This window comes from Pseudomonas sp. NPDC089918, from assembly GCF_050280605.1.
Lineage (GTDB): Bacteria > Pseudomonadota > Gammaproteobacteria > Pseudomonadales > Pseudomonadaceae > Aquipseudomonas.
In genome coordinates this window covers 234,977-260,674 of the sequence record NZ_JBNNVP010000002.1, presented here as the reverse complement: position 1 = coordinate 260,674, position 25,698 = coordinate 234,977, and the positions used below count along the sequence as shown (strand labels likewise).

18 protein-coding genes are annotated in these 25,698 nt (G+C 59.3%); 8 read left to right on the top strand and 10 right to left on the bottom strand.

The window, feature by feature from the left end; all coding sequences use genetic code 11:
* Positions 1-27: 27 nt before the first annotated feature.
* The 7 genes from cmoB to ACQKPC_RS02575 form a co-directional block, all read right to left on the bottom strand.
* A complete protein-coding gene (cmoB, locus tag ACQKPC_RS02605; RefSeq protein WP_123500586.1) occupies positions 28-984 on the bottom strand; it encodes a tRNA 5-methoxyuridine(34)/uridine 5-oxyacetic acid(34) synthase CmoB in 957 nt (318 codons plus the stop codon).
* Positions 981-1,760, bottom strand: a complete 780-nt coding sequence (gene cmoA, locus ACQKPC_RS02600; RefSeq protein ID WP_174160264.1) for a carboxy-S-adenosyl-L-methionine synthase CmoA — start codon at positions 1,758-1,760, stop codon at positions 981-983. The genes cmoB and cmoA overlap by 4 nt, the downstream gene beginning before the upstream one ends.
* Positions 1,761-1,978: 218 nt before the next feature.
* A complete protein-coding gene (locus ACQKPC_RS02595) occupies positions 1,979-2,614 on the bottom strand; it encodes a lysoplasmalogenase (RefSeq protein ID WP_427623006.1) in 636 nt (211 codons plus the stop codon).
* 2 nt (positions 2,615-2,616) lie between these two features.
* Entirely contained in the window at positions 2,617-3,009 is a 393-nt protein-coding gene (locus ACQKPC_RS02590; RefSeq protein WP_427623005.1) for a protease inhibitor I42 family protein, read from the bottom strand.
* 201 nt (positions 3,010-3,210) lie between these two features.
* Entirely contained in the window at positions 3,211-5,628 is a 2,418-nt protein-coding gene (lon, locus tag ACQKPC_RS02585) for an endopeptidase La (RefSeq protein WP_427623004.1), read from the bottom strand.
* Positions 5,629-5,884: 256 nt separating this feature from the next.
* The gene (locus ACQKPC_RS02580; RefSeq protein WP_427623003.1) at positions 5,885-8,293 is read right to left on the bottom strand and encodes a glucose/quinate/shikimate family membrane-bound PQQ-dependent dehydrogenase; all 2,409 of its coding nucleotides are present in this window, start codon (positions 8,291-8,293) and stop codon (positions 5,885-5,887) included.
* A 214-nt stretch (positions 8,294-8,507) separates the two neighbouring features.
* On the bottom strand, positions 8,508-9,890 hold the full coding sequence (locus ACQKPC_RS02575) for a carbohydrate porin (RefSeq protein ID WP_427623002.1): 1,383 nt from the start codon (positions 9,888-9,890) through the stop codon (positions 8,508-8,510).
* 350 nt (positions 9,891-10,240) lie between these two features.
* Between ACQKPC_RS02575 and ACQKPC_RS02570 the strand changes: the two genes are divergently transcribed.
* Entirely contained in the window at positions 10,241-10,471 is a 231-nt protein-coding gene (locus ACQKPC_RS02570; RefSeq protein ID WP_007941719.1) for a VF530 family DNA-binding protein, read from the top strand.
* A gap of 2 nt (positions 10,472-10,473) precedes the next feature.
* On the top strand, positions 10,474-11,118 hold the full coding sequence (locus ACQKPC_RS02565; RefSeq protein WP_427623001.1) for a Pr6Pr family membrane protein: 645 nt from the start codon (positions 10,474-10,476) through the stop codon (positions 11,116-11,118).
* A gap of 170 nt (positions 11,119-11,288) precedes the next feature.
* On the opposite strand, the gene ACQKPC_RS02560 is transcribed toward ACQKPC_RS02565, so the two are convergent.
* Positions 11,289-12,086 carry a siderophore-interacting protein gene (locus ACQKPC_RS02560; RefSeq protein WP_427623000.1) on the bottom strand — a complete coding sequence of 266 codons (798 nt, stop codon included), beginning with the start codon at positions 12,084-12,086 and terminating at the stop codon, positions 11,289-11,291.
* The gene (locus ACQKPC_RS02555; protein WP_008072292.1) at positions 12,083-12,664 is read right to left on the bottom strand and encodes a PadR family transcriptional regulator; all 582 of its coding nucleotides are present in this window, start codon (positions 12,662-12,664) and stop codon (positions 12,083-12,085) included. The genes ACQKPC_RS02560 and ACQKPC_RS02555 overlap by 4 nt, the downstream gene beginning before the upstream one ends.
* A gap of 514 nt (positions 12,665-13,178) precedes the next feature.
* Here ACQKPC_RS02555 and ACQKPC_RS02550 point away from each other — a divergent pair.
* The 6 genes from ACQKPC_RS02550 (at position 13,179) to ACQKPC_RS02525 (ending at position 20,253) form a co-directional block, all read left to right on the top strand.
* The gene (locus tag ACQKPC_RS02550) at positions 13,179-13,673 is read left to right on the top strand and encodes a CS1 type fimbrial major subunit (RefSeq protein WP_008072293.1); all 495 of its coding nucleotides are present in this window, start codon (positions 13,179-13,181) and stop codon (positions 13,671-13,673) included.
* Positions 13,674-13,780: 107 nt separating this feature from the next.
* The gene (locus ACQKPC_RS02545) at positions 13,781-16,303 is read left to right on the top strand and encodes a CS1-pili formation C-terminal domain-containing protein (RefSeq protein WP_427622999.1); all 2,523 of its coding nucleotides are present in this window, start codon (positions 13,781-13,783) and stop codon (positions 16,301-16,303) included.
* Between the two features lie 5 nt (positions 16,304-16,308).
* Complete coding sequence (locus tag ACQKPC_RS02540) at positions 16,309-17,571, top strand: hypothetical protein (RefSeq protein WP_218398986.1); 1,263 nt, start codon at positions 16,309-16,311, stop codon at positions 17,569-17,571.
* A gap of 59 nt (positions 17,572-17,630) precedes the next feature.
* Positions 17,631-18,374, top strand: a complete 744-nt coding sequence (locus ACQKPC_RS02535; RefSeq protein ID WP_218398987.1) for a molecular chaperone — start codon at positions 17,631-17,633, stop codon at positions 18,372-18,374.
* A gap of 47 nt (positions 18,375-18,421) precedes the next feature.
* Entirely contained in the window at positions 18,422-18,916 is a 495-nt protein-coding gene (locus ACQKPC_RS02530) for a CS1 type fimbrial major subunit (protein WP_427622998.1), read from the top strand.
* 50 nt (positions 18,917-18,966) lie between these two features.
* Complete coding sequence (locus tag ACQKPC_RS02525; protein WP_427622997.1) at positions 18,967-20,253, top strand: hypothetical protein; 1,287 nt, start codon at positions 18,967-18,969, stop codon at positions 20,251-20,253.
* 221 nt (positions 20,254-20,474) lie between these two features.
* Here the strand turns inward: ACQKPC_RS02525 and ACQKPC_RS02520 are convergent, their stop codons facing one another.
* Complete coding sequence (locus ACQKPC_RS02520) at positions 20,475-25,586, bottom strand: NEL-type E3 ubiquitin ligase domain-containing protein (RefSeq protein ID WP_427622996.1); 5,112 nt, start codon at positions 25,584-25,586, stop codon at positions 20,475-20,477.
* Positions 25,587-25,698 lie beyond the last annotated feature (112 nt).

The window sequence follows — 25,698 nt, the reverse complement described above, 5'->3', positions numbered from 1 at the left end:
ATCTCCATTGTTTGGGAGATCGGGGTTTTACTTGCGGGCGACGATGACGGCGCGCATCGGCGCCGGCAGCCCTTCAATTGTCTTGCTGTGATCCTGCGGATCAAGGAAGTCGCTCAACGACTGATACTTCATCCACTCCGTCCCGCGTTGTTCCTCGACCGTGGTCACGCTCACATCCACGCAACGCACATCGCTGAAGCCGGCGCGGCGCAGCCACAGTTCCAGCGCCGGCACCGATGGCAGGAACCACACGTTACGCATCTGCGCATAACGGTCTTCGGGCACCAACACCTGCTGCTGATCGCCTTCAATCACCAGCGTCTCCAGCACCAGTTCACCGCCCTTGACCAGGCAATCCTTCAGCGCCAGCAAATGCTCGATCGGCGAGCGGCGATGATAGAACACGCCCATGGAAAACACGGTGTCGAAGCCTTCCAGATTGGGAGGAAGATCCTCAAAGGGAAACGGCAGGTGCCAGGCATTGGGCTCGGACAGGTAACGCTGCACGGCCTGGAACTGGCAGAAGAACAGCCAGTTGGGGTCTACGCCGATCACGCTGTCGGCCCCGGCGCCGAGCATGCGCCACATGTAGTAGCCGTTGCCACAGCCGACATCGAGGATGCGTTTGCCTTTCAAATCCAGATGTGGCGCGACTCGCGACCATTTCCAGTCCGAGCGCCATTCGGTGTCGACATGGACACCGAACAGGTCGAACGGGCCTTTGCGCCAGGGCGATAAACCCATCAGTGCGGTGCGCATTTGTGCGCGGGTCTCAACGTCGCAATCGGTGTCCAGTTTCAAGCCATTCAACAAGTCGACTTCGCTTGGCTGAATCTTCGGCAACGCATCCAGCGCGCTCTGCCAGCGTTCCAGGTCGCCGTGACCTTTTTCCATTTTCTTGTCGAGTTGCGCTTGCAGGGTGTTGGCCCATTCGGCCAGCGGAGTACCGGCCAGGCGGCGGGCGAGGGGGGACAGATCAATCATGGCAAGGCAATCAACGAGGCAAAGTTAAGACACTGGAACCACGGCACGACTTTCGAGAACCCGGCGGCCAGCAGGCGTTCGCGGTGTTCTTCGAGGCTGTCGGGCTTCATGACGTTTTCGATGGCACTGCGCTTCTGGGCAATTTCCAGTTCGCTGTAGCCGTTGGCGCGTTTGAAGGCTACATGCAGGTCGGTGAGCAGCGCGTGTTCTTCGGGGTCGTTGAAGCGCAGCTTCTCCGAGAGGATCAGCGCGCCACCGGGCAACAACGACTGGCGGATGCGCGCGAGCAACGCGGTGCGCTGGTCCGGGGCAATGAATTGCAGGGTGAAGTTCAGCGCCACTACCGAGGCTGGCTGGAATTCCAGGGCAAGGATATCGCCCTCGATCACTTCCACCGGCAGCAACTCCTGGAACATCGAGTCCTGGCCGTTGAGGTACTCACGGCAACGCTCGACCATGGCTGCGGAGTTATCCACAGCGATGACGCGGCAGCCGTCGGTGCGCACGTGACGGCGCAGGGCCTGGGTTACGGCGCCCAACGACGAGCCCAGGTCGTAGAGCACGCTGTTGGGCTGGGCGAACTGCGCGGCAAGCACGCCGAGGTTTTCCACGATGGTCGGATAACCCGGCACCGAGCGCTTGATCATGTCCGGGAACACCCGCACCACGTCCTCGTTAAAGGCGAAGTCAGGCACCTGGGTCAAAGGCTGGGCGAAAAGGCGATCGGATTCTTTGCTCACGGCGGTTCCAGCGGCGTAGGTGGAAAAGGCTGGCATTTTAGCCAAATTGACGGGGGGATGCGCGGGTTGTCGGATAAAGCGGCTGGACTGATGCGCTTTGAATGGTGAGAGGGCTGTTGTGGCGAGGGGGCTTGCCCCCGTTCGGCGGCGTAGCCGTCGTAGAACGTTAGATGCAATCGACCTGAAAGAATGCGTTGGTCGGGATTTGGGGCTGCTTCGCAACCCAACGGGGGCAAGCCCCCTCGCCACAGAGTTCAGTGCGGTTTCTGGGTGAACGCCGACGCCGCAATCCCCCATTGCCCCAGCCAGTAGCTGAGGATGATCACATAAGGTGCTGCGTTGAACGGTGATACAAACCGGTTAATGCCAATCACGCTGTCAGAAAACACAAACGCCACCGCGCCCGCCGCCGCCAGCAGCGCCGAGCGTTTGGGCACGTCAGTGCCGAGTCGGGCCAGGGCGCGCCAGAGCATCGCGCTGATGGCCAGGCCATAAACGATTACCGGGACCAGTAACGGACCCAAGCCATTGGAAATCAGAATCCCCAGCAGCACAGCGCCCACGCTCAACGCGAGGATCAACGGCAACAGCGCCAGACGCCGGCAATCGCTCAAATAAGCCTTCAGATACGCCAGATGCGCGACCAAAAACGCCCCAAGGCCAAACACGAACAAATCCCCCGGCCATGCCAGCAACACGTCACCGAGCAAGGAGAAAATCAGCCCCAGGCTGATCCAGCGTCGATAGTCGCTGGGCGGCGCATCATGCAACCAGCCGAGCAGCGCCAGCACCGGCGACGGTTTGACCAACAGGCACAGCAGCGCCGCATGGGTGCTCACCCCATAGAGAAACGTCACCGCGCCCATCAGCGCCAGAATCAGCCAGCCCACGATTAGTTAACCGCGATGGCGCAGTCGAAGGTTTTCACCGCCGGTACTTCGGGTGCCCACGGCTGTGAATACGTCAGCCGCAACCGACCAGTGCCGGTGGCAAAGGCCTGAAAGCGCCAGGTGGAAATGCCCGCGCTGCCGACGATCCCGGCATCTTCCGGGTTGCTGTAAACCTCGGGGCTGAGCGCGCGCAACACGCCACCGGCCGAATCCTGGATCGCCCAGCGGTAACCCGTGGTCGGGTTGCTGGGCAGGGTCAGGATCAGGTTTTGCCCGTTGTTCAGTTGCACCGGGCATTCGCTTTGTTTTTCCACGGTCACGTTGTGTTTCGGTTGCGTGGCGCAAGCGCTCAGCAGGGCGAGGGCGAGGGGGATAAACAGGCGGGTGGGGGACATTAGTCAGCGGCTCCGGCATTCACGACGAACGGCGAGCATAACTGAAGATGAGACAAAGTGTGACAGCGTTGCGGGAGATGATCGTTCCCACGCTCTGCGTGGGAATGCATCCTGTGAAGCTCTGCGTCACGCTGGTGAAGGGACGCGGAGCGTCCCGGGCGGCATTCCCACGCAGAGCGTGGGAACGATCAGTTACGGGGGTTAGAACAGAATTTTCGCCACATCCGCAAAGCGTTTGGCAAAGTGCACGGTAATCCCTTCCTTCAGATAATCCGGCAGTTCTTCAAAGCTTCCACGATTAGGCTCGGGCAGGATCAACTCGAAAATCTTCTGCCGCCGCGCTGCAATCACCTTCTCGCGCACACCGCCAATCGGCAGGACATGCCCGGTCAGCGTCAGTTCGCCGGTCATGGCCACGCCTTTTTTCGGTGGCTGGTTGCGGGCCAGGGACAGCAGGGCGCTGGCCATGGTCACGCCGGCGCTCGGGCCGTCTTTCGGCGTGGCGCCTTCCGGTACGTGGAGGTGAACGAAGGCTTCGTCGAAGAACGTCGGATCACCGCCAAATTGCTTCAGATGGGAGCTGACGTAGCTGTAGGCAATTTCTGCCGACTCTTTCATCACTTCCCCCAGTTGCCCGGTGAGTTTGAAGCCACGGTTGAGGGTGTGAATGCGCGTGGCTTCGATCGGCAGGGTCGCGCCGCCCATGCTGGTCCAGGCCAGCCCGGTGATCACGCCGATGCCGGACAGCACTTGTTCGTTGCGGAACACCGGTCGGCCGAGTGAGGCTTCCAGGTCTTTCGGCCCGAGCTTGATCACCGCTTTCGGTTCGTCGAGCAACTTCATCACAGCCTTGCGCACCAGTTTGCCGAGGTTTTTTTCCAGCTGCCGCACCCCGGCTTCACGGGCGTAGCCGTCGATCAAGGCTTTCAATGCGTTGTCGCTGATGCTCAGGCTACCCTTGGACACGCCGGCTTTTTCAAGTTGTTTCGGCCACAGGTGACGCTTGGCGATCGCGACTTTCTCTTCGGTGATATAGCCCGACAGGCGAATCACTTCCATCCGGTCCAGCAACGGGCCGGGAATCGAATCCAGGGTGTTGGCGGTGCAGACGAACAGCACTTTCGACAGGTCCAGGCGCAAATCCAGGTAGTGGTCGAGGAATTCGACGTTCTGCTCCGGATCGAGGGTTTCCAGCAGCGCCGAGGCCGGATCGCCCTGGTAGCTCTGGCCCATTTTGTCGATCTCGTCGAGCATGATCACCGGGTTCATCACTTCGACGTCTTTCAGCGCGTGGACGAGTTTGCCCGGCTGCGCGCCGATGTAGGTGCGGCGGTGGCCCTTGATCTCGGCTTCGTCACGCATGCCGCCGACGCTGAAGCGGTAGAACGGCCGGCCGAGGGATTCGGCGATGGATTTGCCGACGCTGGTCTTGCCCACGCCCGGCGGGCCCACCAGCAACACGATGGAGCCGCTGATCTCGCCCTTATAGGCACCGACCGCGAGGAATTCGAGAATGCGGTCCTTGATGTCGTCGAGGCCTGCGTGGTGTTTGTCCAGCACCTTGCGCGCGTGTTTGAGATTGAGATTGTCTTCTCCGTACACGCCCCAGGGCACTGAGGTTGCCCAGTCGAGGTAGTTGCGGGTCACCGCGTATTCCGGCGAACCGGTCTCGAGGACCGCCAGCTTGTTCATTTCCTCTTCGATGCGTTTCTGCGCCTGAGGCGGCAACACCTTGCCCGTCAGACGTTGCTCGAACTGCTCGATGTCGGCGCTGCGATCATCCTTGGTCAGCCCCAGCTCTTGCTGGATGACCTTGAGTTGTTCCTTGAGGAAGAACTCGCGCTGGTGCTCGCCGATCTTGCGGTTCACTTCGGCAGAGATTTCTTTCTGCAGGCGCGCGACTTCGACTTCCTTGCGCAGCATCGGCAGGACTTTTTCCATGCGCTTGAGCATCGGCACGCAGTCGAGCACTTCTTGCAGCTCGCTGCCAGTGGCCGAGGTCAGGGCGGCGGCGAAGTCGGTCAGCGGTGACGGGTCGTTGGGGCTGAAGCGGTTGAGGTAGTTTTTCAGCTCTTCGCTGTACAGCGGGTTGAGCGGCAGCAGTTCCTTGATCGCGTTGATCAGTGCCATGCCGTAGGCCTTGACCTCATCGGTCGGCTCGGTGGGCTGATGCGGGTATTCGACTTCCACCAGGTACGGCGGGCGATGGTGTTTGAGCCAGGTTTTGATGCGTACGCGGCTCAGACCCTGGGCGACGAATTGCAGTTTGCCGTTTTCGCGACTGGCGTGGTGGACTTTGACCAGAGTGCCGTATTCCGGCAGGGCTTTGGTGTCGAAGTGGCGCGGGTCTTCCTGGGGAGTGTCCATGAAGAACAGGGCCAGGGAGTGGTGGTCGGATTGGCTGACCAGTTCGAGGGTTTCGGCCCACGGCTCTTCGTTGACGATCACCGGCAATACTTGCGCCGGGAAGAAAGGCCGGTTGTGGATCGGGATGATGTAGACCTTGTCCGGCAGGTTCTGGCCAGGCAGGGCGAGGCCTTTGCCGGTGGAGTGGTGTTCGACGTTGTCTGTTTCGGCGTATTCGCTCGTGTCTTCGGGGAATTCTTGCTGGTCGGTCATGGGGCACCTGCGCAATAGGGTATGGGTCTTAGATGGGGCAGGTGGGGGGTGGTTTCAATGGGTCTGGATATTTCAGCGTGTGTGTTCAGGGTTTTGACAGCGCCCTCAGGCGCGTCTTTCCTGACTGCTGAAAATCAAGATCAAAAGATCGCAGCCTTCGGCAGCTCCTACAGGGGGATGGGTGACCTGAAACAATCGAGCACAAAAAAGGCGACCCCCTCTCAGGAGTCGCCTTTGCTTTAACTGCCGCTACCGCTTATTCCGACAGTTTGTACGCAATCACATAGTCACCCTGTTTGGTGCCCAGCGATCCGTGACCGCCCGCAACAACGAGCACGTATTGCTTGCCGTCTTTGCCGGTGTAGGTCATCGGTGTGGTTTGCGCGCCTGCTGGCAGGCGGCCTTCCCACAGTTGCTTGCCGTTTTTCACGTCGTAGGCGCGCAGGTACTGGTCGAGGGTGCCGCTCAGGAAGGCCACGCCACTGGCAGTGGTGAAGGCCCCGCCCAGGCTCGGTACGCCCATGCTCAGAGGAATTGGAACCGGCGAGCTGTCGCGCACGGTGCCGTTCTTGTGCATCCAGATGGTTTTGTTGGTGGTCAAATCGACCGCCGCCACGTAACCCCATGCCGGTGCCTGGCACGGCAGGCCCATTGGCGACAGCAGGGCTTCGAGGATCACGCCGTAAGGCGCGCCTTTGTTGGGCTGCACGCCTTCGGTTTCGCTGACGCGAGGGCCTTGTTTGGCGATTTCGGCGGCCGGGATCAGTTTCGATTTGAACGCCATGTAGCTCGGGTTCACGAAAGCAATCTGACGCACCGGGTCAACCGAGATGCCGCCCCAGTCGAACACGCCGAAGTTACCGGGATAAACGATCGAGCCTTGCAGCGACGGCGGAGTGAACATGCCGTCGTAGCGCAGGGATTTGAAGTCGATCCGGCACAGCATCTGATCGAACGGGGTCACGCCCCACATGTCGCGTTCCTTGAGGGTCGGCGGCACGAAGTTCAGGTCGGACATCGGTTGGGTCGGTGAAGTATGGTCACCTTCCACTGCGCCTTGCGGCACCGGGATTTCCTTGATCGGCACGATCGGCTGACCATTGCTGCGGTCCAGCACGTAGATGCTGCCTTGCTTGGTGGACGCGAGCACCGCCGGTTTCACACCGTCTGCGGTTTTCAGGTCCATCAGGGTTGGCTGGCCGCCGACGTCCATGTCCCACAGGTCATGGTGGGTGAACTGGAAGTGCCAGCGCACCTTGCCGGTGGCGATGTCCAGCGCGGTCAGGCCGGCGGCGTGCAGTTCCGATTCAGGGGTGCGTGCGCCACCGAACTGATCCGGGGTCTGGTTGCCCATCGGCAGGTAGATCATGCCGAGTTTTTCGTCGACGCTGAAGATGGACCACATGTTCGGCGAGTTGCGGGTGTAGACCTTGCCTTCGGCAATCGGCGTGGTGTCGTCCGGGTTGCCGCTGTCCCAGTTCCATACCAGTTTGCCGGTGTGCACGTCGAACGCGCGGATCACGCCGCTTGGCTCGTCGATGGAAACGTTATCGGTCACGTGGCCGCCAATCACCACCAGGTCTTTGGTGACCGCCGGTGGAGATGTGGAGTAATAACCGCCGGCGGTGAATTCACCGATGTTGGTCGTCAGGTCAACCTGGCCACCGTTGCCGAAGTCTTCGCACATTTTGCCGGTGTCGGCGTTCAGGGCGATCAGGCGGGTGTCGGCGGTCGGCAGGAAGATCCGGCGCGGGCAGACGCTGGCGACAGGCGCGTTGGCAGTGCCGGTAGGGCTCTGCTCGGACGCGTAGGCGGCGTCATCGTGATAAGTCACGCCACGGCAGGTCATGTGCGCCCAACCCTTGAAGTTCGCCGCGTTCTGCGTGGAGAGCTTCGGATCGAAACGCCAGAGTTCCTTGCCGGTGTCCGGGTCCAGCGCGATCACCTGGCTGTGCGGCGTGCAGACATAGAGCATGCCGTTGGCTTTGAGCGGGGTGTTCTCGGCGGTGGTTTCGCCCGGGTCGTTGGGGCCAGGCAGGTCGCCGGTGCGGTAGGTCCAGGCGGGAACCAGTTTGTTGACGTTCTGCGGCGTGATCTGCGCCAGTGGCGAGTAGCGATCGCCATGGGCGCTGCGGCCGTAGGAGTTCCAGTCGCCATCGGGCATGGCCGGGGCGGTGTTGCTCATGCCAGGCACGGCGTCACGATCCAGTTCGCCTTTGATTTCACCGGGGTTGGTGAACAGGCTGGCCAGCGCGGCGATACCGGCGATGACCACGGCAGCGCTCAGCACGCCGGTGCCGACCGGGTTGAACTCGCCGGTACGCAACGGACGACGGAACCATGGCAGCAGCATGACGATACCGAGGGCAAAGAGCAGCGCCAGACGTGGCACCAGTTGCCACCAGTCCAGGCCGACTTCCCACAGTGCCCAGACCGTACTGGCGAACAGCACCACCGCGTACAGGCTCAGCGCTGCATAACGGTCGGCAAGCAGCAGCCCCCCGGTCAGCATCAGGCCGATACCGGCCAGCAGGTAGTACAGCGAGCCGCCGAGCATGCTCAGCTTGATCCCCCCGGCCAGCAAGGCCAGGCCCATTAGTAGAAGCACGATACCGAGCAGGCTCGGCAGCAGACGGCTTCGACTGAAAGCACCATCAGCGCTCATAGTGTGGTTCTCCGTGACGTTTTAAGTAAGCCCGCGCAAGTTCACTGTAGATGACGATCTGGCGCGGGCAGGGTTCAGTTAAGAAAGGTGTGCGGTTGATTCAATCCCTGTGGGAGCTGGCTTGCCTGCGATAGCGGTGTGTCAGTTGGCAAAAGTGTCGGCTGACCCACCGCTATCGCAGGCAAGCCAGCTCCCACAGGTCTTGTGGTTTTAATTAGAACGATGACTGGATCTTGATCCCGCCAATCAGCGCGTCATCGACCTTGTCCACGCCACCGGGGTGGCGGATGTATTGCAGGTTCGGGCGCACGGTCAGCCAGTTCGTGACGTGCACGCCGTAATAGAGCTCGCTGCTGTATTCGGTGTCTTGCGGCGGCAGGAACGACGGGTCGTCGAAGTCGAAGACGGCGCGGGCCTGATTGGTGGCCTCGGCGTTCTTGCGATAAGCCGGGTTGACGTGGACACGGGCCAGGGCAAAACCGATGTCGTCCCTGGCGCGGGCATCGAACAAGCCTTTGTAGACGACGCCGGCCTGGACGTAGTTATCGATGGCGTTGGTTTTCTTGTCGTGCATCGTGCCGTTGGCAAACACGCTCAGGCCCCGAGAGTGGTCACTGGCGCGGCTGGTCAGCTGCTGCTGCACGCCCAGCCACACGCCATGCTTGCTCGATGCGCTGCGATAAGCCTCGCCGCTGAGGGCTGCTGGCTGGCCGTTGCTGTCCTTGTAGACATCGGTGGCCTTGGCATTGCTGTAGTAATAACCGGCACGGTATTCACCCGGCAGGCCATTGAATTTCGGGGTCCAGACCAGTTCCACCGGCAGGATCGCGCCCTGAGTACCGCTGCCGCTGAGTTTGAAGCCGTTGTCGCGATCCAGGTTGGACGGGTTTTGCTCGTAAGCCCCGACCTGCGCGTACAACTGCGGCGTCAGGTGATATTTGACGCGCATCGCCCACTGGCTGACCGGCCAGTTGTACCAGATGTCGCCCACCCAGTTGCCGACCTGGGAACCGCAGAACGCCAGGTTCTGGAAGTCGCAGGGGAAGCTGTTGAAGTCTTCGCCCTCGCCGAAGCGGCCGACTTTGATGTCGAGCTTCTGATCGAAGAATTTCTGCTGATACCACATCTGCGTCAGGCGCCAGGTCTGGCCGCGACCCCAGACTTCCTGAGCCGAAGTGAAACCGCCAACCCGCGGATCGTTGATCCGGTCGTTGCTGATGTTGTTGCCGTTGCGCTCGGTGATGGTCAGCTGAAATTCAGCGTCGTCCCAGCCCAAAATTTTCTGCAAGTCCAGATGACTGCCAAAGCCGAACTGGTCGCTGTAGCGAGCGGTGCGATCGTGGTCGTAGCCGCCGTGCAGGTTGCTGCCCATTTCACCGGTGTAATCGACTTTGAAGTCGTAGCCCTTTTCCGAAAGTTCGGTGCGCGTGCCGTTCCAGTCACCGAGCATCCACGGCGAGTCGCTATCGAAGGCTGGCGCGGCCTGGGTGCAAGTGGCGAGGCTCAATGCGGTGAATCCACCGAGCAGGCTCAGGGTTTTTCGACTGGCCATAGGGAGTAAGACAGCGCTGTCTCGCGGAGTTTTAAAATCAGGCATAGAGAAGAAATTCTTGGTTTTTTTCTAAAGGGGTGAACTGAACGCAGCGGGAATGCAGCAGGGGGAGAAGCGTTTCAGCTGGACGGGCGTAAGGATAATGTTCTGAAACACATTGAGAAAGGGCTTTTACTGACATGGATCATTTCGGATTTGGTAATAGTCCATTGAACAAAGCAAAATCAAAAGATCGCAGCCTTCGGCAGCTCCTACGCGCCTGTGGGCGCTGCCGAAGGCTGCGATCTTTCCAAGGTCACCTACATTTAACAGAGAGCAAACAGATAGCTTCCCCCCAACGAAGCCCTCGGCTAAGGTGCGCGGCTTCCAATTCCCACTTCGCTCGAAGGCCCGGCATGACCGAACAGAACACCAACCCCCTGCACGGCGTGACGCTGGAACAGATCCTCAACGCCCTGGTTGAACACTACGAATGGTCAGGGCTGGCCGAGCGTATCGATATCCGCTGCTTCAAGAGCGACCCGAGCATCAAGTCGAGCCTGACATTCCTGCGCAAAACCCCGTGGGCGCGGGAGAAGGTCGAACGCCTGTACGTGAAGCTGATGCGCACCAAGCGCCCGGTCTGAGCATGGTCATACCCTCGACCGCGAGGCGTCGTTGTGTTGCCGTGGCGGCGATTCTGGGCTGGGCGGGTTTGAGCATTCAGCTGTACCTGATTTTTTACTTACGCTGGAGTGTTGCGGCCAGTCTGCTGGGTGGGCTGGTGAGTTTTTTCAGTTTCTTCACCGTGCTGACAAACACGCTGGTGGCGGTGGTGCTGACCTGTGAACTGACGTCCCGAGAATCGGCGGCGCGGCGCTGGTTTTTGCAGCCATGGGTGAGCAGTGGGATTGCGGTGAGCATCGCCGTGGTGGGTGTGGCGTACAGCCTGTTGTTGCGCCATTTATGGCATCCAGAAGGCTGGCAATGGCTGGCCGATGAGCTGATGCATGACGTCATGCCGCTGCTGTTTCTGGTTTATTGGTGGTTCTGTGTGCCCAAAGGTACGTTGCGGCTGCGGCACATTGCGCTGTGGGTGATCTATCCGCTGGTGTACTTCGGCTATGCGTTATGGCGCGGGCATCTGCTGGCGGTTTATCCGTATCCGTTCATTGATGTGGACAAACTGGGTTATCCACAGGTGTTTGTGAATGCAGGGGGATTGTTGGCGGGGTTTGTGGTGATTGCGCTGCTGGTGATTGGGCTGGATCGGTGGCGCACGGATCGGCAGTGAACACTGACTGTGGCGAGGGAGTTTTGTGGCGAGGGGGCTTGCCCCCGTTGCACTGCGAAGCAGTGCTAAAAACCTGCAACCGATTTTTTCTGGCGTACCGCGTTTTCTGATTTTGCGACTGCTACGCAGCCGAACGGGGGCAAGCCCCCTCGCCACATTTGGATTTGCTGTTATTCCTCTTCGCTGTCATCCAGCCGCCAGTATCCGACGGCTTTGACGAATTGCTCATCCAGCCCGTGCTCATCGAGCAATACCCGACGGATCTGCCGCGACACTTTGGACTCGGTCGCCACCCACGCATACAGATTGCCATCGGGCACCTTGATCTGTTGCACGGTGGTCAGCAGGTTGTTTTTGCCTCCCTCACGCAGCACCCAGATCACATCGACCTGGGCGGCGCTTTCCAGGCGTTGTTGTTCGGCGCCGTTCTCCACTTCCACGATCACCTGCGCACGCCGGTTGGCCGCCAGGCCTTCGAGGCGACGGGCGATGGCGGGCAGGGCGGTTTCGTCGCCGATCAGCAGGTAGCTGTCGAAGATGTCCGGCACGATCATCGAACCCCGTGGCCCGCCGATTTGCAGGAACTGGCCAGGTTTGGCCTGCTCGGCCCAGGTCGAGGCAGGGCCGTCGCCGTGCAGCACGAAGTCGATGTCCAGCTCCAGGGTGTCGAGGTCGTAGCGGCGCGGGGTGTAGTCGCGCATTTCGGGCAACGGGCCGTTGTCTTTGCCGGCGCCCAGCACCAGGTTTTCCAGCGCTGCCTCTTGCTCGGCATTCTGCGGGAACAGCAATTTGACGTGGTCATCCGTACCGAGGCTGATGAAGCCTGCCAGCTCAGGGCCACCCAGCGTAATCCTGCGCATGCGCGGCGTCAGGTCGACCACTCGCAACACTTTCAGGCGACGGCGTTTGAGCTCATGCATGACGCGGTGAATGGATTGGGATGGGGATTGCAGGATCACGTCAGTCATTCGGCTTTCTCCTGAACAGGTTGAACAGCGGGGCCATCGACGATGGCCTTGGCGGTGTTGTTGAGCAGGTCGCGCACCCGCAGGATTTCTTCCGGGCTCCAGCGACCATGGTGCATTTGCAAGGCATGGCGCAGGTTGTGCACCGCTTCGTGAATTTCGGCGGGGCGGTCATGGCCGCGCAACGAACGCTTGCTGACTTCGATGCGCATGCGCACGCCGTCCAGGGCAATCGCTTGTTCACTTAAAGACAGACGTCCGGCGTCGGTGATGCTGTAGCGCTTTTTTCCGCCTTCGGCATCGCCCAGGATCATTTCGCTTTCTTCAAGGAAGGTCAGGGTCGGGTAGATCACACCGGGGCTGGGGCTGTAAGCGCCGTCGAACATGCTTTCGATCTGGCGGATAAGGTCATAGCCATGGCACGGCTGCTCGGCGATCAGGGCCAGCAGCAGCAGTTTCAGGTCGCCGGGGGCGAATACCCGTGGGCCGCGCCCACCACGTTCGCGGCCGGGGCCGGGGCGTTTCTCGAAGCCGTCGCGGCCTTCGCCGTGTTCACGGTGGGGGGAATGATGGTCTCTCATTTTTGCTTGCTCTCGTCGTGTTTAGATACAACGTAAGATATATCTTAAGGCCGAAGCAAGCGCTTCAGACCAACGGTGCCTCTGTGCTCGGGACGAAAAAAACAATCCGACGAGGAAAAAACACAAAGGAATTCATATTCTCGCGCCTGTTAATTACAGAGAATTAGTGTTAACTCTCTAATACGTGGATATTAACCTTTAATTTCAGGGCGTGTGGTACTTGTCTTACGGAAGTTGCACGGTGTTGGACAAGTAAAGCAAGTCGTGTTTTGCATGATTTGTAGTCCGTCTCTTACAGTCACTGTTTGATTATTTCAATATGTCGGGTTTTTTCACGCTGCCGCCATGTCCATTTGGCTACACGCTCATCAGAAGTTGCCTGCTTACTTTCAAGAGAGATTGCTTGATGATCTTCCGGCATTGAAAGTTCAACAAAACCTCTGACGGTTATATGACCGATCACAGGCTTTCGGACTTCAATGAGCCAATCCTTAGATAAAAAGACAGGTATTAGATGATGTTCAAGAAAATTGCGATGACTGCTCCACTGGCCATTCTGGCGCTGAGTTCCTCCATGGCTTTTGCCGCCGGGGAAGCGCGACACTCCATCAGTCTGATCGCCACCGTGCCGGAAAACGGTTTCTACGTGACGCCTGTCGATCCGGATCTGGTCAACAAGGATCAGGACATGAGCCCGCGCACAGGCTCCAATACCCTGACGCCTTTGGTCGGTTACTTCGATGTACGCAACAATAATGGTTCGGTTCACGCCAGCGTGGAAAGTACGCCAATGCTCTACGGCGGCGCCAACACGATTCCTCTTACCGTTGCGTTCAATGGCGTTACGCTCACCACTACGCCGCAGTTGGTCGTCGGTGAACAAGAGTCCGATGCGAACTATCGCGCGGCGCTCAACATCAGCGCGGTGGGTACCAACCATCCTGCTGCGGACTACACCGGCACTGTTGCCATGAGTTTCGATGCCGTTCTTCCGATCATCACTCCATGAGTGTCTGACGTGACAGCAAACGCTTACTTGTCCAAGTAACGCAACCGGTCGGTAAATATTTTTTTACCGGCCGGGCTTTAATCTATTGGTAATTAGAGTACGTGTTCATGTTCCCGATGACGCCCATCGCGGCTGCGCTTGCGTTGCTGCTTTGTAGTAGTGCATTTGCAGCGCCCGCCACTGTTTCTAATACGCCGAGAAGTTTGTTGTCTCAGGCCAAAGGTTTGCCGGCGGACTTCGAAGAACACTTCTTTGATGTTCCGTTAGCGGTTCGGGTTGAACTTGATCAACAGCCATTGGGCGAGGCGATGATTATATTGTCTCGCGATGATCGTATTACCTTGCTTGAATTCACCGACACCAGTGACAGTAACATTGGTGCCGTCGAACGTGATGCCTGGGCAACTTACCTGAAGTCGGGCGTGGCCCTTGGCGCCTGCACGGGTGCGTGTCCGGAACAACTGCAGGCGATCCACTACAACCTGCAAAATTCATTGGTGTCGATCGGTACTGAAAACGCCGAACGCGACACCGAAGCCAAGCGCTACTACGACCAGCCCGAGGGCGGCAGCAGTGGCTTGATCGTGCGCAATCAGCTCAACCTCAATGGTGGGCAGGAACAGGATCTGGGCGGCCGTTTTGGCCTGGAGGCCAGTGGCAGCCTGGGCAATTGGAGCCAGACATTCAACATGCAGCTGGCCCGTCTCGGTGGGCCCGATGACAAGCTTTATCACGCCATACATGAACTCCATACCCAGCGTGAATTGCAAGGCAGCTTTTTTCGCCTGGGCTTCTTTACCCCCAATTCCGAAGGCCTGACCCGCCAGCCGCGCACTTTCGGCACCAGTCCCGATACTGCGATGGGCATGATGTTCGGCAGTTCCGACAGCCTGGCGATCGACACCCCGAAACCGAGCGTCTATCCGATCTATGTCACTGCCAACCGGCAGGCCTCGGTGGAAATTTTCCGCGACGGTTTGCTGATCAATACCCAATCGGTGCCGGCCGGCTTGCAAACCCTCGACACCCGGCCGCTGCCCGGTGGCATTTACGAAGTGGAAGTACGCCTGATCGAAGACGGTCAAATCACCTCGACGACCCAGGAGCTGGTGTACAAGCCGAACAACTGGCGCAACGTCGATGAGCGTTGGCGCTACAACCTGTTTGCCGGGCAGGAACGCAAACTGTTCAGCAACTGGGATCAACAGGCCAGTGGGGACGCGACGGCGGGCGCGTCGATCAACTACCTGCTGCACCCCAGGGCCATTCTCGGGCTGTCGTTGCGCCAGGTACGCGAGAAGCTGCAATACGGCAGTTCCATCGATTGGACGCTGGCTAACAGCACCAGCGTATACGCCAATATTTATCAGACTGAAGACCATGGCACCGGGCTCGACCTGCAAGGCCTGTACAACTATGGCTCCGGCAGCGTGGTGGTCAGTCACAATCGCAGCTGGCTCGATACCACCAACATTTACGAAACGTTGCCCGACGGCACCCGAGTGCGCCAACGCAACGTGTTCACCGGCGAGACCAGCAATTCCTCCCTGGCGCTGAACCACCGCATCAGCCGTAAAAGCTCGGTCAACGCGCGGGTGTCCCACAGCGAAGGCAATGTCGAAGGCGTTGGCGTAGACCTGGGATGGACGCAGCGCGGCGAGCTGTTTGGCAGCGATGCCAGTTGGCGCCTGTCGCTGTTCGATCGTCCGGGTAGCTACAGCAGCGGCAATGATCGTAATCGCGGCGTCGACCTGAGCGTCAACGTCGCGCTGGGGGCACCGGGGCAACAAATATCCGGCAGCATCGGTTCGCGCACCGCGCGCGACGGCAGCCGTGACAACAACGCCTCCCTGGGTTACCGCAAAGACCTGCAGGACCACATATTGCAGAGCGTTTCGGTGACGGCACTCACCGACACCTATGGCGTCGGCGTGTCGAGCCTGGCGAACTTCAGTACCGACACGATCCGGGGCGACGGGTTTGTGCAGCGCTCGTCCTACAACGGCAACTTTACCGGTGGCCTGAACCTGGACAGCACGGTTGCCATCGGCGCCCAGCAGATGGTGATGACCAGCCAGCCTCAGGGGCGGGGCGCCGGGATGATTGTCGATGTCGAGTCCGATATCGACGGCATCGCCTTACGCGCCGACGACCTCAGCGGCGGCAGCGCCGCCTTGCGACCGGGGCGCAATTTCATCCCCATCACCGCCTACAAAAACAGTTCGGTGAGTTTCGATTTCGAAGGCAATCACGTACCGGCGGCGACCATCGAGCCGGCGCGCACCCGTTATCACCTGAACAAGGGCGGGGTGGAGTACCGCAAGGTGCGCGTGATGAAAACCCTGACCGTGCTCGGTCGTTTGCTCGACCCACAAGGCCGTCCCCTCAAGGGCCATCACGTGATCAACCACGCCAGCCGCGGGGTGAGTGAAGTGGACGGGTTCTTCTCCATGGAAATGAACGCCGGCTCGCCGACCCTGCAAGTGCGTTACGCCGATCAGTTGCTGTGCCAGTTCCGACTCGATACCGGCAAGTACCGCAGTGAAAACGACGTGCTGATGATCGGTGACCTGCGCTGCAGCCCGGACACCTTGGCGGACGCCACCCACATGACTGAGAAGGCGGGATGATCGACATGAGTGTCTTCAACAGGCTTGAAAAAAAACTGCGTAGCGGGGCATTGCTGACGGTGCTGTATGGGTTGTGTTCGTTACCGGCGGGTGCGGCGGTGTTGAACATCAATGCGTCGTTCGCCCCGGATTCGGCTGCCCCCCATAGGAATGAATTCAAGAATCAAACCCCGTCTCAAGGTTTCTGCACCCAAGTCCCTCAGGCATGTGAGCCGGAAGGTCTGTTCAGTCTGATCGCGCCGATTACCTTTACGGCCAATGCACCGATCCGCGCCAACCATGCGGATCCACGTCAGGGAGGAATGGCCAAAGTACCGTCGGAGTGGCGGGACGTGCAGGTCACCCATTCGTCCGGTGAGACCCATATTGTCAAGATCCGGATTGCTGGCATCGGTCACGAATCGGCAATACCGGTGCCGATCTCTGAGTTGACGGGGCAGGATGGGTTGCGCGGTTGGGACAGTCTGTGGCAGGGAGGCGGATGGATTTATGCGCCGTCCCCTTGTCAGGGTGTCGGTTGGGCCACCGCCGGGACTCGTGGTTACAACAGCTTCTGGAAAGTCCCCCGGGGCGCGGGCGTCTGCGCCAAACAGGCCCTACTCGAAATCCCTTTGTCCTTTCGCTACCTGTACTTCGTGTTCGGTTACCAGCTGATAACCCCTAATCCGTTAAGCATGCAGAGCGGTCAATACACCGGTTCGATCACCTTCAGCGTCGGGCCAGGTCAGGATTTCGACATGGGCGATGTCATGCAGCCCGACGACTCGACATTGACCTTGAACTTCAATCTCGACGTACAGCACACCCTCAAAGTCGACATTCCTCCCGGCGGCAACAAGGTCGAACTGGTACCGGAAGGCGGCTGGCAAAACTGGCTGCAAAACGGGCGCAAACCGGTGCGGCTGTTCCGGGACCAGACCTTCAATATCTCCGCGTCGTCGCGGTTCAAGATGGAGCTGAGTTGCTTCATCACCGGAACTAACAATTGCATGATTGTCGACCTGGTTTCAGGGCGTACCGCGGAGGTGCAGATATCAATCAGCTTGCCCAATGGTCTGACGGACCTTGTGGGGGAACCGGTCAAGCGCAGGCGTTTTTATCCTGGCTCGCATAGGGCCCAACAGTTTCAACCTGCCTTCTATGTCGATCGGGCTCCCGGCGTTTTGCACTTCGAAATCGATTCCTTTTACGTGAACTCAATGCTGCAAAGCGGCCGTGCGGCCACCTATTCCGGGACGGTCACGGTGATCTGGGATTCGGAAGTCTGATGGGCTGTTTATCGAGTTATCGAGCCAGCGTTGTATTCAATGTCATGAGGTTCAAGGTTATGAAGCGTCTGTTTGCACTGGTAAGTCTGGGCGGGTTTTCCCTGGCCGTTCAGGCGGGACCCAATATCAATGTCGGGACGGTTTACGACTATCTGGATGGCGATAAAAGTACCTACCTGAAACGGGTGTTCAATGGCGGCGACAGCACGGCTTTCGTCAAGGTCAACATTCTGGAAATCATCTACGACGCCGATGGCACGCCCCGTGAAGTGCCGGTCAAGAGCAAGGCCGACGCCAGCGCCCGCGACGGATTGATGGCCAGCCCCGCGCGGCTGATCGTACCGGCCAATGGCATGCAAGGTTCGCGTCTGTTGTACATGGGCGAACGTGACACCGAACGCTATTTCCGCGTGCGCTTCGTGCCCGTGGTGCCGGAAAAGGAAGACGAATTCGCCGTTTCCGAGGAAGAACGCGACACCTACAAAAAGAACCTGTCGGCGGGGGTCAACGTGATGGCCGGTTTTGGCACGGTGTTCTTCGTGCGGCCGAAAAACACCCGTTATGACAGCGTGATCGATGATGGTCCGGGCACTTACAGCATTCGCAACAACGGCAACACCGTGGTGGTGGTCGATGAGTTCAAGAACTGCTCGCTGAAGGTCGAGACCGAATGCGAGCCGACCACCAAGCACCACATCCTCGCGGGAAAGAGTTTTCAGTTCGAGAAAAAACCCGGTCGTGAGTACCGTTTCCAGCTGATTGAAGGCCAGGCCAAAAAGACCATGCGCATTGCCAGCCGGTAGCACCGACCCGTGTTGCTGCGGTTTTCTTTGATGAACAGGTACCAGACATGATCAAGCAATGGGCCTTCGCGGCATCGTTGAGTGCCGCGACGCTGATGAGCTCCCAGGTGTTCGCGGCGCGGGAAGAACATGAGTTCGAAATTTCGGTGAACATCCCCACCTTGGCGTTTTACGTGATACCGGCGGAAACGGACTGGATTCATCGCGAGCAGAGATTGCCGTGGAATCCTCATACGTCAACCTTGGGCGGTTTGCGCAAGTATTTCGACGTCAAGCACGACACCAGCGCGATTGAAGCGCGGCTGGAGACCGAACCTTATATCTCCAACGGCAACGATGCCGAGAATATATACCTGCGCGTCAGCTTCAACGGTCAGGCGCTGAGTCACGACGCTCAGCCCCGGCAAGTGGTCTCGGCACAGGAGGCCATGGCAGGCAGTCGGGTGCGGTTGGACATCGAGCCGACAATCCCCACTGGAGGTTATAAACCGGGCAGTTACTACGGCAACGTGCTGTTGGTGTTCAGTGCCGTGGCGCCCTGAGCCCGTTAAAAAAACGTCCTCCATCCCATGACAGGGAGTCATGAGCGAAGATGAAATCAGTGAAGGTTTGTAAAACCCTCCTCCAGGGCAGCGCGGGGTGGGTGATGTTGTGTGCATTAACCGTTGAATCGGTGATCGGCGCGACCATGGACATCAGCGCTTCGTTCAGGCCGGATCCGTCCAAACCCCATGAAAACAAGTTCACCAATGACACCCCGGTGAGCGGACATTGCGCACATCAACCTGAATTCTGCAAGGAGCAGGGGTTGTTCTCATTGCTTGTCCCCATCGAGTTTCAGTCCATCGCTCCCATCCTGGCCGGGCATGCCGATCGCCGCAAAGGGGCGATGTTCAAAGTGCCGGCCGATTGGCGACGGCTCACGATCAGAAAGGCCGACGGTCAGCCAGAGACATCGGAGGTCGAAGTTCGTATTGTTTCTATCGGTGGCCGTTACATTCTTCCCGATACGGCGCAAAACCTGGTCGGTGAAGGCTCACCATCCAATGATAATTCGGTCTGGCACCGCCGTTTATGGGGAGGGACTGACTGGACATGGGCACCACCTGCGCCCTGCATGGGCTCTGGTGGCGGCATGTACGTGCAGCCAACCTGGCGCACTTTTTTCTGGCTGACGCCCACATCGGGCGAGTGTGCTGCAATTGCGGGATATCGAATCGAGACGTTCAGGTATGACCAGATGCAAATCGGTTATGAATTGAGAACACCCGATCCGCTGCATATGTCTTCCGGAATTTTTATCGGCGATTTGACCTACAGCGTCGGCCCCGGCATGGACTTCGACATGGGCGATATCATGCACCCCAGCGACTCTACCCTGACATTGAGTTTTACCCTCAACGTTGAACATACGCTCAAGGTCGATATCCCACCGGGCGGTAACAAAGTCGTGCTGGAGCCGGCCGGCGGGTGGCAACACTGGCTGCAACACGGACGAAAACCGGTACGCCTGTTCCGCGACCAGGTCTTCAATATCTCGGCGTCATCACGGTTCAAGATGCAAATCGACTGCGAAATCCCCGGACTGTACGACTGCATGATTCGCGACCCCGTTTCGCAGCGTGCCGTCCTGGTGGAACTCAGCGTCACCCTGCCCGATGGCTTGACCGATCTCGCTGGCGTACCGGTCAAGCGCCGTCGTCTGGTACGTGTGGGTCAGGAGGAGGAGCAAAAATACCAGGCCCTGAATTATGTGAACAATCGGCCGGGCATCCTGCACTTTGAAGTCGCGAGCGAATACATGGATTACATGCTGCAACCTGGCGTCGCCGCCCGCTATACCGGGAACATCGTCGTGATCTGGGATTCGGAAATATGAAAGGCCTTGGGCTAATGCCGGTAAGTCAAGACATTTGAGCGGCGAAAATCCTGTGGGAGCGTGGCTTGCCCGCGAAGAATGCACCGCGGTTTTTCAGGTGCTACGCGTCATCGTTCTTCGCGGGCAAGCCACGCTCCCACAGGTTCTGCGTCTTGACTTACCGGCTGACTGTTTGCCTCCAGGTACAGCATTTGGCAATGGTCGAAACGTTCAGGGCGTTATCAATGACCTGCCATTCTCAATGCCATTCGGGTCAGGCGTCGCGCCAGCTCTTTTTCGTCTTCGAAAAGGTCGTTGATCAATCGGTTGTACACCTCATCGGTCATTTCCTTGCCAGTGAGCACAACCGATTCGGGGACAGGAAGCTGCCGGGCCAGTTCTTTGAGTTTTTCCTCGAGCTGGTTTTTGTATTCATCCGTGCGGTGCCGGGTGTGAGCCCGTTCGTTTTGCGTCTGCCGCAAATCCGCCAGTAACCCGGCCTTGACCACCGTGTACAGCTCGGTGTTTTCCTCAAATGCTCGCGGGTGCGTCGCTTGCAGGTATTCAACCCAGAAGCGTTGCTCCAGCATCTGGTTCACCAGCCCGTCACCGTACTCCAGTGACAGCACCGCGCCGTAGGCGTGATCGATCATGCTCTCACTCACGCCGGCAACCGGCCGGTGAAGCATGCTTCGCGATTGCCAGGGTAGGTCCAGCCGTCGGGCCAGACCGGTCTGGTAGGCGAGATAGACCTCGACTTCATCCGGTGTGAGGCCGCTGGCCATCCGTTCCTGCATGTCCGCCCGGGCAATCTCGTTCACATGATCCAGACGCGCCGCACTCCGGGCCAGGGTCACCAGTTGACGTTCGAGCATCTGCGGCGAGGTGCTCAATGACCTGGCTTCCGAGGCCAGCACTTCCAACCCCATGTTGTTGAACAATTGAGCGCCGGCATCGGCGCAGTTAACGGGTGAGCTGGCCATGGTGAAGAGCCTGTTCCTGAGCTCGGCATCCATGTCGGCGGCATCGATCATCCGCCATACACGCTTGGCCAGATCGGTTCGAAACTCGCCTCCCGCTCGATAATCAGCAGACTGGGTAAGGCCGCGAATCACCGTGAAGAATCCCGCCGAGTCCGGTTCATCGGCCAGATCACCCCAGGCCTCGCCACGGTATCGGCCAAGCCCGGGCGAAGGCGTCCACCATTCGCTGTCGTCCGTTACAGGCCAGAAGACCAGATCGTTGTCGGTGGCAGGTGGATAGGCATGTCGAGGGCTGAGCCCAACGGACCTCCTGAGGTCTTCGTAGGCCAACCGGTTCACGTCGCTGAGCGCTTGCGCGTCAAGCCGGGTGCGCGCGACCACAAAGGCATCGTTCGAGCCCGGGAGCACGTCGGGAATACGCGCCAGCGGGTTGTCCTGCAAGTCGAGGAAAAAACCGCGCGGTCGAGGTTTGGCGAAGGTGCCTCGGGGCCAGGTGTCGATGCCGGTGCCACGCAGGCTGACGATCATCAGGCCGGGCATGCGTCCGATGTCCGGGAGGGCGCCCAAGGGGTTGTGATCCAGCCTGAGGGTTTTCAGGTAGGTCAGGCGACTGAGTTGTTCGACGCTTTGCGGTGTCAGGCGGATGTGGTTGTCGTTCAGGCGCAGGGTCGACAAAACGTGCATCGCGGTGATGCCCTGGGGTATTTCAGTCAGTTGACAGCCTCTGGCGCTTAATTCGTCCAGGTGCGCAAAGTCCTTCAACAGACCGCCCGGTTCGCTGGAGAAACGCGTGTTGTCCAGATTCAGGATCGAGACCTTGTCGAGAAACCGCTTGAGATCGGGCTTCTGTTTCCACCAGGTCTCAAGATTGACACTGCTCAGCTCCACCGATAAATCGAGACGATAACCGCCGTGGGGATGCAGGCTGCGTTCGTCGAACACCAGGCTTCGACGTTCAAAACACTCGATCAGCCGTTCGGCGATGTGGCGCCCGCCGCCGTCGCGGAAACCCTGGGGGTCAGGCCCCCAGATGTCGGGTTGCTGATAGCGCCACTGATTGAGGGTGACGCGCAAATCGTCGAGTTCATCCTCAAGCGCCGAAAGGGCGGTCAGGGGGTCACCTTGCGCGGTCAAGGCCTCGACAAATCGCGTCGCCTCCTCAGCGCTGAAGGTCGGGTAAAGGTCGCGAACCCGCCGATCCAGTGAGGCTGAACCGTCCTTGCTCAGGCCCCCACCCTGTAACAGCAGGGTGGTGATCCGGTCACGCTGCGAGCGAATCGGTAGTTCGGCGAGCGCGGTTCTGCGGACGTCAGGGGTGACGAGGATTTGCTTGAACCAGTGTTTGAGCGCTTTGCCCTGGCCGAGCTGGAAACCCAAGGCGTTGCGCTGATCCTGCGGCATTGCACGCAGCAACGACTCATAGAGGCTGCTGGCTCCGTAAAGGCGATTGTCCTCGTCGAACACTTCGTATTTGTTGCGTCCGCCGCTGCTGACGAGCGTCCTGACCCGGCTGGCAGATTGCGCGCCAACGCTGCAGCGCAATCTTCCGTGCGGGGAGCCGTCGCGGATGTCGACACGCAGGTCGGTGAATACGTCGCTGTGCAGTCTCAGCGTATTCAGGACCAGACGCTCGGTGTCCGCTGTTAATCCCGAATGCCCATAAAGGCTCTCGGTTGCCCGGACCGCGCGCACTTCGAAATTCAGTTCACGGGCCTGATTTTTTATACGCAACGGAAGGCGTTTTTCGCTGAGCATCTTGAAACGTTCCGCGCCCGTGGCGTTGGCCAGCAGTGTTTGGCTGATGCTTGAGGGCAGTTCGGGAAACGCGTCTCTGAGCAGCCTCACTTGCGGATCGCGATTTTTTTCCCGGGCGCGATACGTCCGTTTGGCCAACCTGTCCATGTCGCCTTCGACAAAGTCGGCCAGTTGATCGCGCAAGGCTTGTGCCCGATGCACCGGTGGCACGTCGGGGCCGAGCATGACGGCGAGTTCGGGCTCATCCAGAAACGCCGCCACGCGTTCGGGCAACTGCCCGGCCATGACGTCCGCCAGGCTGATGCTGAGGATGTCCGATGGCAAGGCCTCGGGATTGCCATAGAAGCGGTCTTGCGCCGAAGCACTGGTTTGATGAAGCACGCGCAGGGCCTTGTCCTCAGGCCAGCCGGGCAGCTCAGTCACGGTTTGTTCGAACCAGGCCGAAGCCGGATCAGGCGTCAGCGGCAGACCACCGCGAATCTGTTCTTCCAGCCGGGCGACATCTTCATACGCCTCGAAGCGTTTCAGCGCATCGGCCAGCAGCGGCGGTGGCGCTTCAGATTCGACATACATCCGTCGCAACGCATCGTGGTCGGTGCCGCTGATGGTGCGGATCTGCTCCAGTTCGCCGCCGCTAAAACGCTCGACCGAATGCCCGAGCCGGCGCATCAGTTGGCGTTCACTCCAGGCTCTGGGCTGTTCGCCTTCATGCACGAAGGCACCCAGACCATTGTGTGTCACCTGCGGCCGATAAGCGTCCGGCCGCCGGGGATGAATCACCCGCATCCGGCCGGAGGGTTCTCGCTCGACCTCAAGCAGTTTGCCCTCGTGGGGCAGAATGGATTTGCCTTGATGCCGGTGCAACCCCCAGGCGTCAGGTGTCGAATCGGCGGGCAATGACAGGTTGTGCTGTTGATAGGGGGTGAGATCGGGATGCCAAAGGCGTTGGCTGCCGTCAGGCAATTGCACCGGTTTCATCGCGTCGATGAACGGTGAGGAGAGGGATTTTCCCAGCTTGGCGGCGCTGCCGAAGATACCGAACTGAACCAGATTTTCGACAATGCCCAATACATGCCCGGCCGCTTCGGTGGTCTGTCCTTCAGCCCAGTCCACAACGCCTTCGAACACCTCATCCGTCAGTTGGTAAGCGGTGTACGCCAGCATCAGCTCACCGAGCACCGGCACGAACGGCGTGACCACGAACAGGGCAACATTGAAGATGTCCGAGAGCATTTTCTCCAGGTTATCCCACCAGGCCCAACGCGCCATGCGGTCGGCATCCTGGGTGGAGATCGCGAGGTCGCGGGCATCGTTGACGATCTTGTTGAGCCTGACCCGGAGCAGGTATTGCCAAAGGTCGTCGTGGGCCGGGTCGGGCGAGCGATTTTGATAGTCATCGGTGATCGCCTGGACGCTGAAACTCAGGTTGGGATTGTCCACCGGCGTATCCCTCCAGACGGGGCCGCCGGCCTGCCGATCTCGTTGATGCCATTTCACTGTGCTCAGGCGTTGATTGAGACTGGCGAAGAAATGCCCTCGCTCCTTGTGGGGCACGAACTGGCTGAAGAACTGTTGATAAACGAACCCACCCGATGACTGTCCGTCGGCGGGTTTTTCTTCCTGCAACTGGCGAGTCAGTTCGGCCATTAACTCGGCGGGCGAGGGGTATTCCTTGAGTGGGTGTTGGTTGTCGTGTGGCACATAGGCGATCAGGCGGCCGGGAGAGCCACCCGGTCCCGGGTCGGTTGTGATCAACAGAATGCCCGCCAGCACCGTTTCCATCATGGCCAGGTTGTAGTAGCTCACGGGCTTGCCGTCCAGCCTCAAATCTTGTCGGCCATGGACCAGATCGAGGATGAGTCGATGGGCGTGCGCATCAATGTGTTTGTTCAGCAGTGCCAAATGTGCCGCTGCTTTCAACGCGGCTTTTTGGCTGGCAATGACCGCCGTGCGCACGTTGTTGGCGACCTGGGGGCTGCCGAATCCGAGGGCCTGACGCAGTGCCTGCTGGTAGCGGGCGCCGATGTCCAGATCACGGCAGATGGCCTTGAACGCCTGGGCGGTAAGCGGGGCTCCCGTGATCCTGTGGTTGATGTGCAGCGTTTTCATCTGTCCGCGCGGGTCCGGCGCGTCAAGAAAAGCAAAGTCCGAGAATGTTTCGTCATCCGAGAAATTGTGCAGGGCCGCGTTCAGTAACGAGACCGTCCGGACCTTCGTGCCACCCTTGAAATCGTGCACCCACCATGGGAGGCCGACGGCGGCATAAAGCCGCAGGTAGGTGTTCCTGACATCAATGTCGCCGTAGTGCTCGCTGAGCGTTTTTTTCAACAGGGGTTCGGCAAACGCATAGACATCGGTCAGGTTATCAAGCAGGGCGTCCACGGCGTTCTGGGTAGACCAGTGCTCGGATATCGCCTCTTTGAGCTGATGATGAGCTGAGCGGGCATGGGTTTTGAACGGAGCGAAGTCGCGCTGGGCAGCCTTTAATGCGCGAGCGTTGACAGGGGAAATGTCGGTGATCCAGGCGGGCAGCGCCTGAGCGATCCAGGCGTCATTAATGCCGTCCTGGTTTTTGGTGTTGCGGCGTCTTTGATCAATCCTTGATAAATTCGTCATGTGCTAACCGTCAAAAGCTGTAATCAGGCTCTTCAGGTTAGGCAGGTGCTGCGGTCGAAAAAAGCTCAAATACAGGGTTGGATTGCCCCGAAAGACGCCTCAATCCAACGAT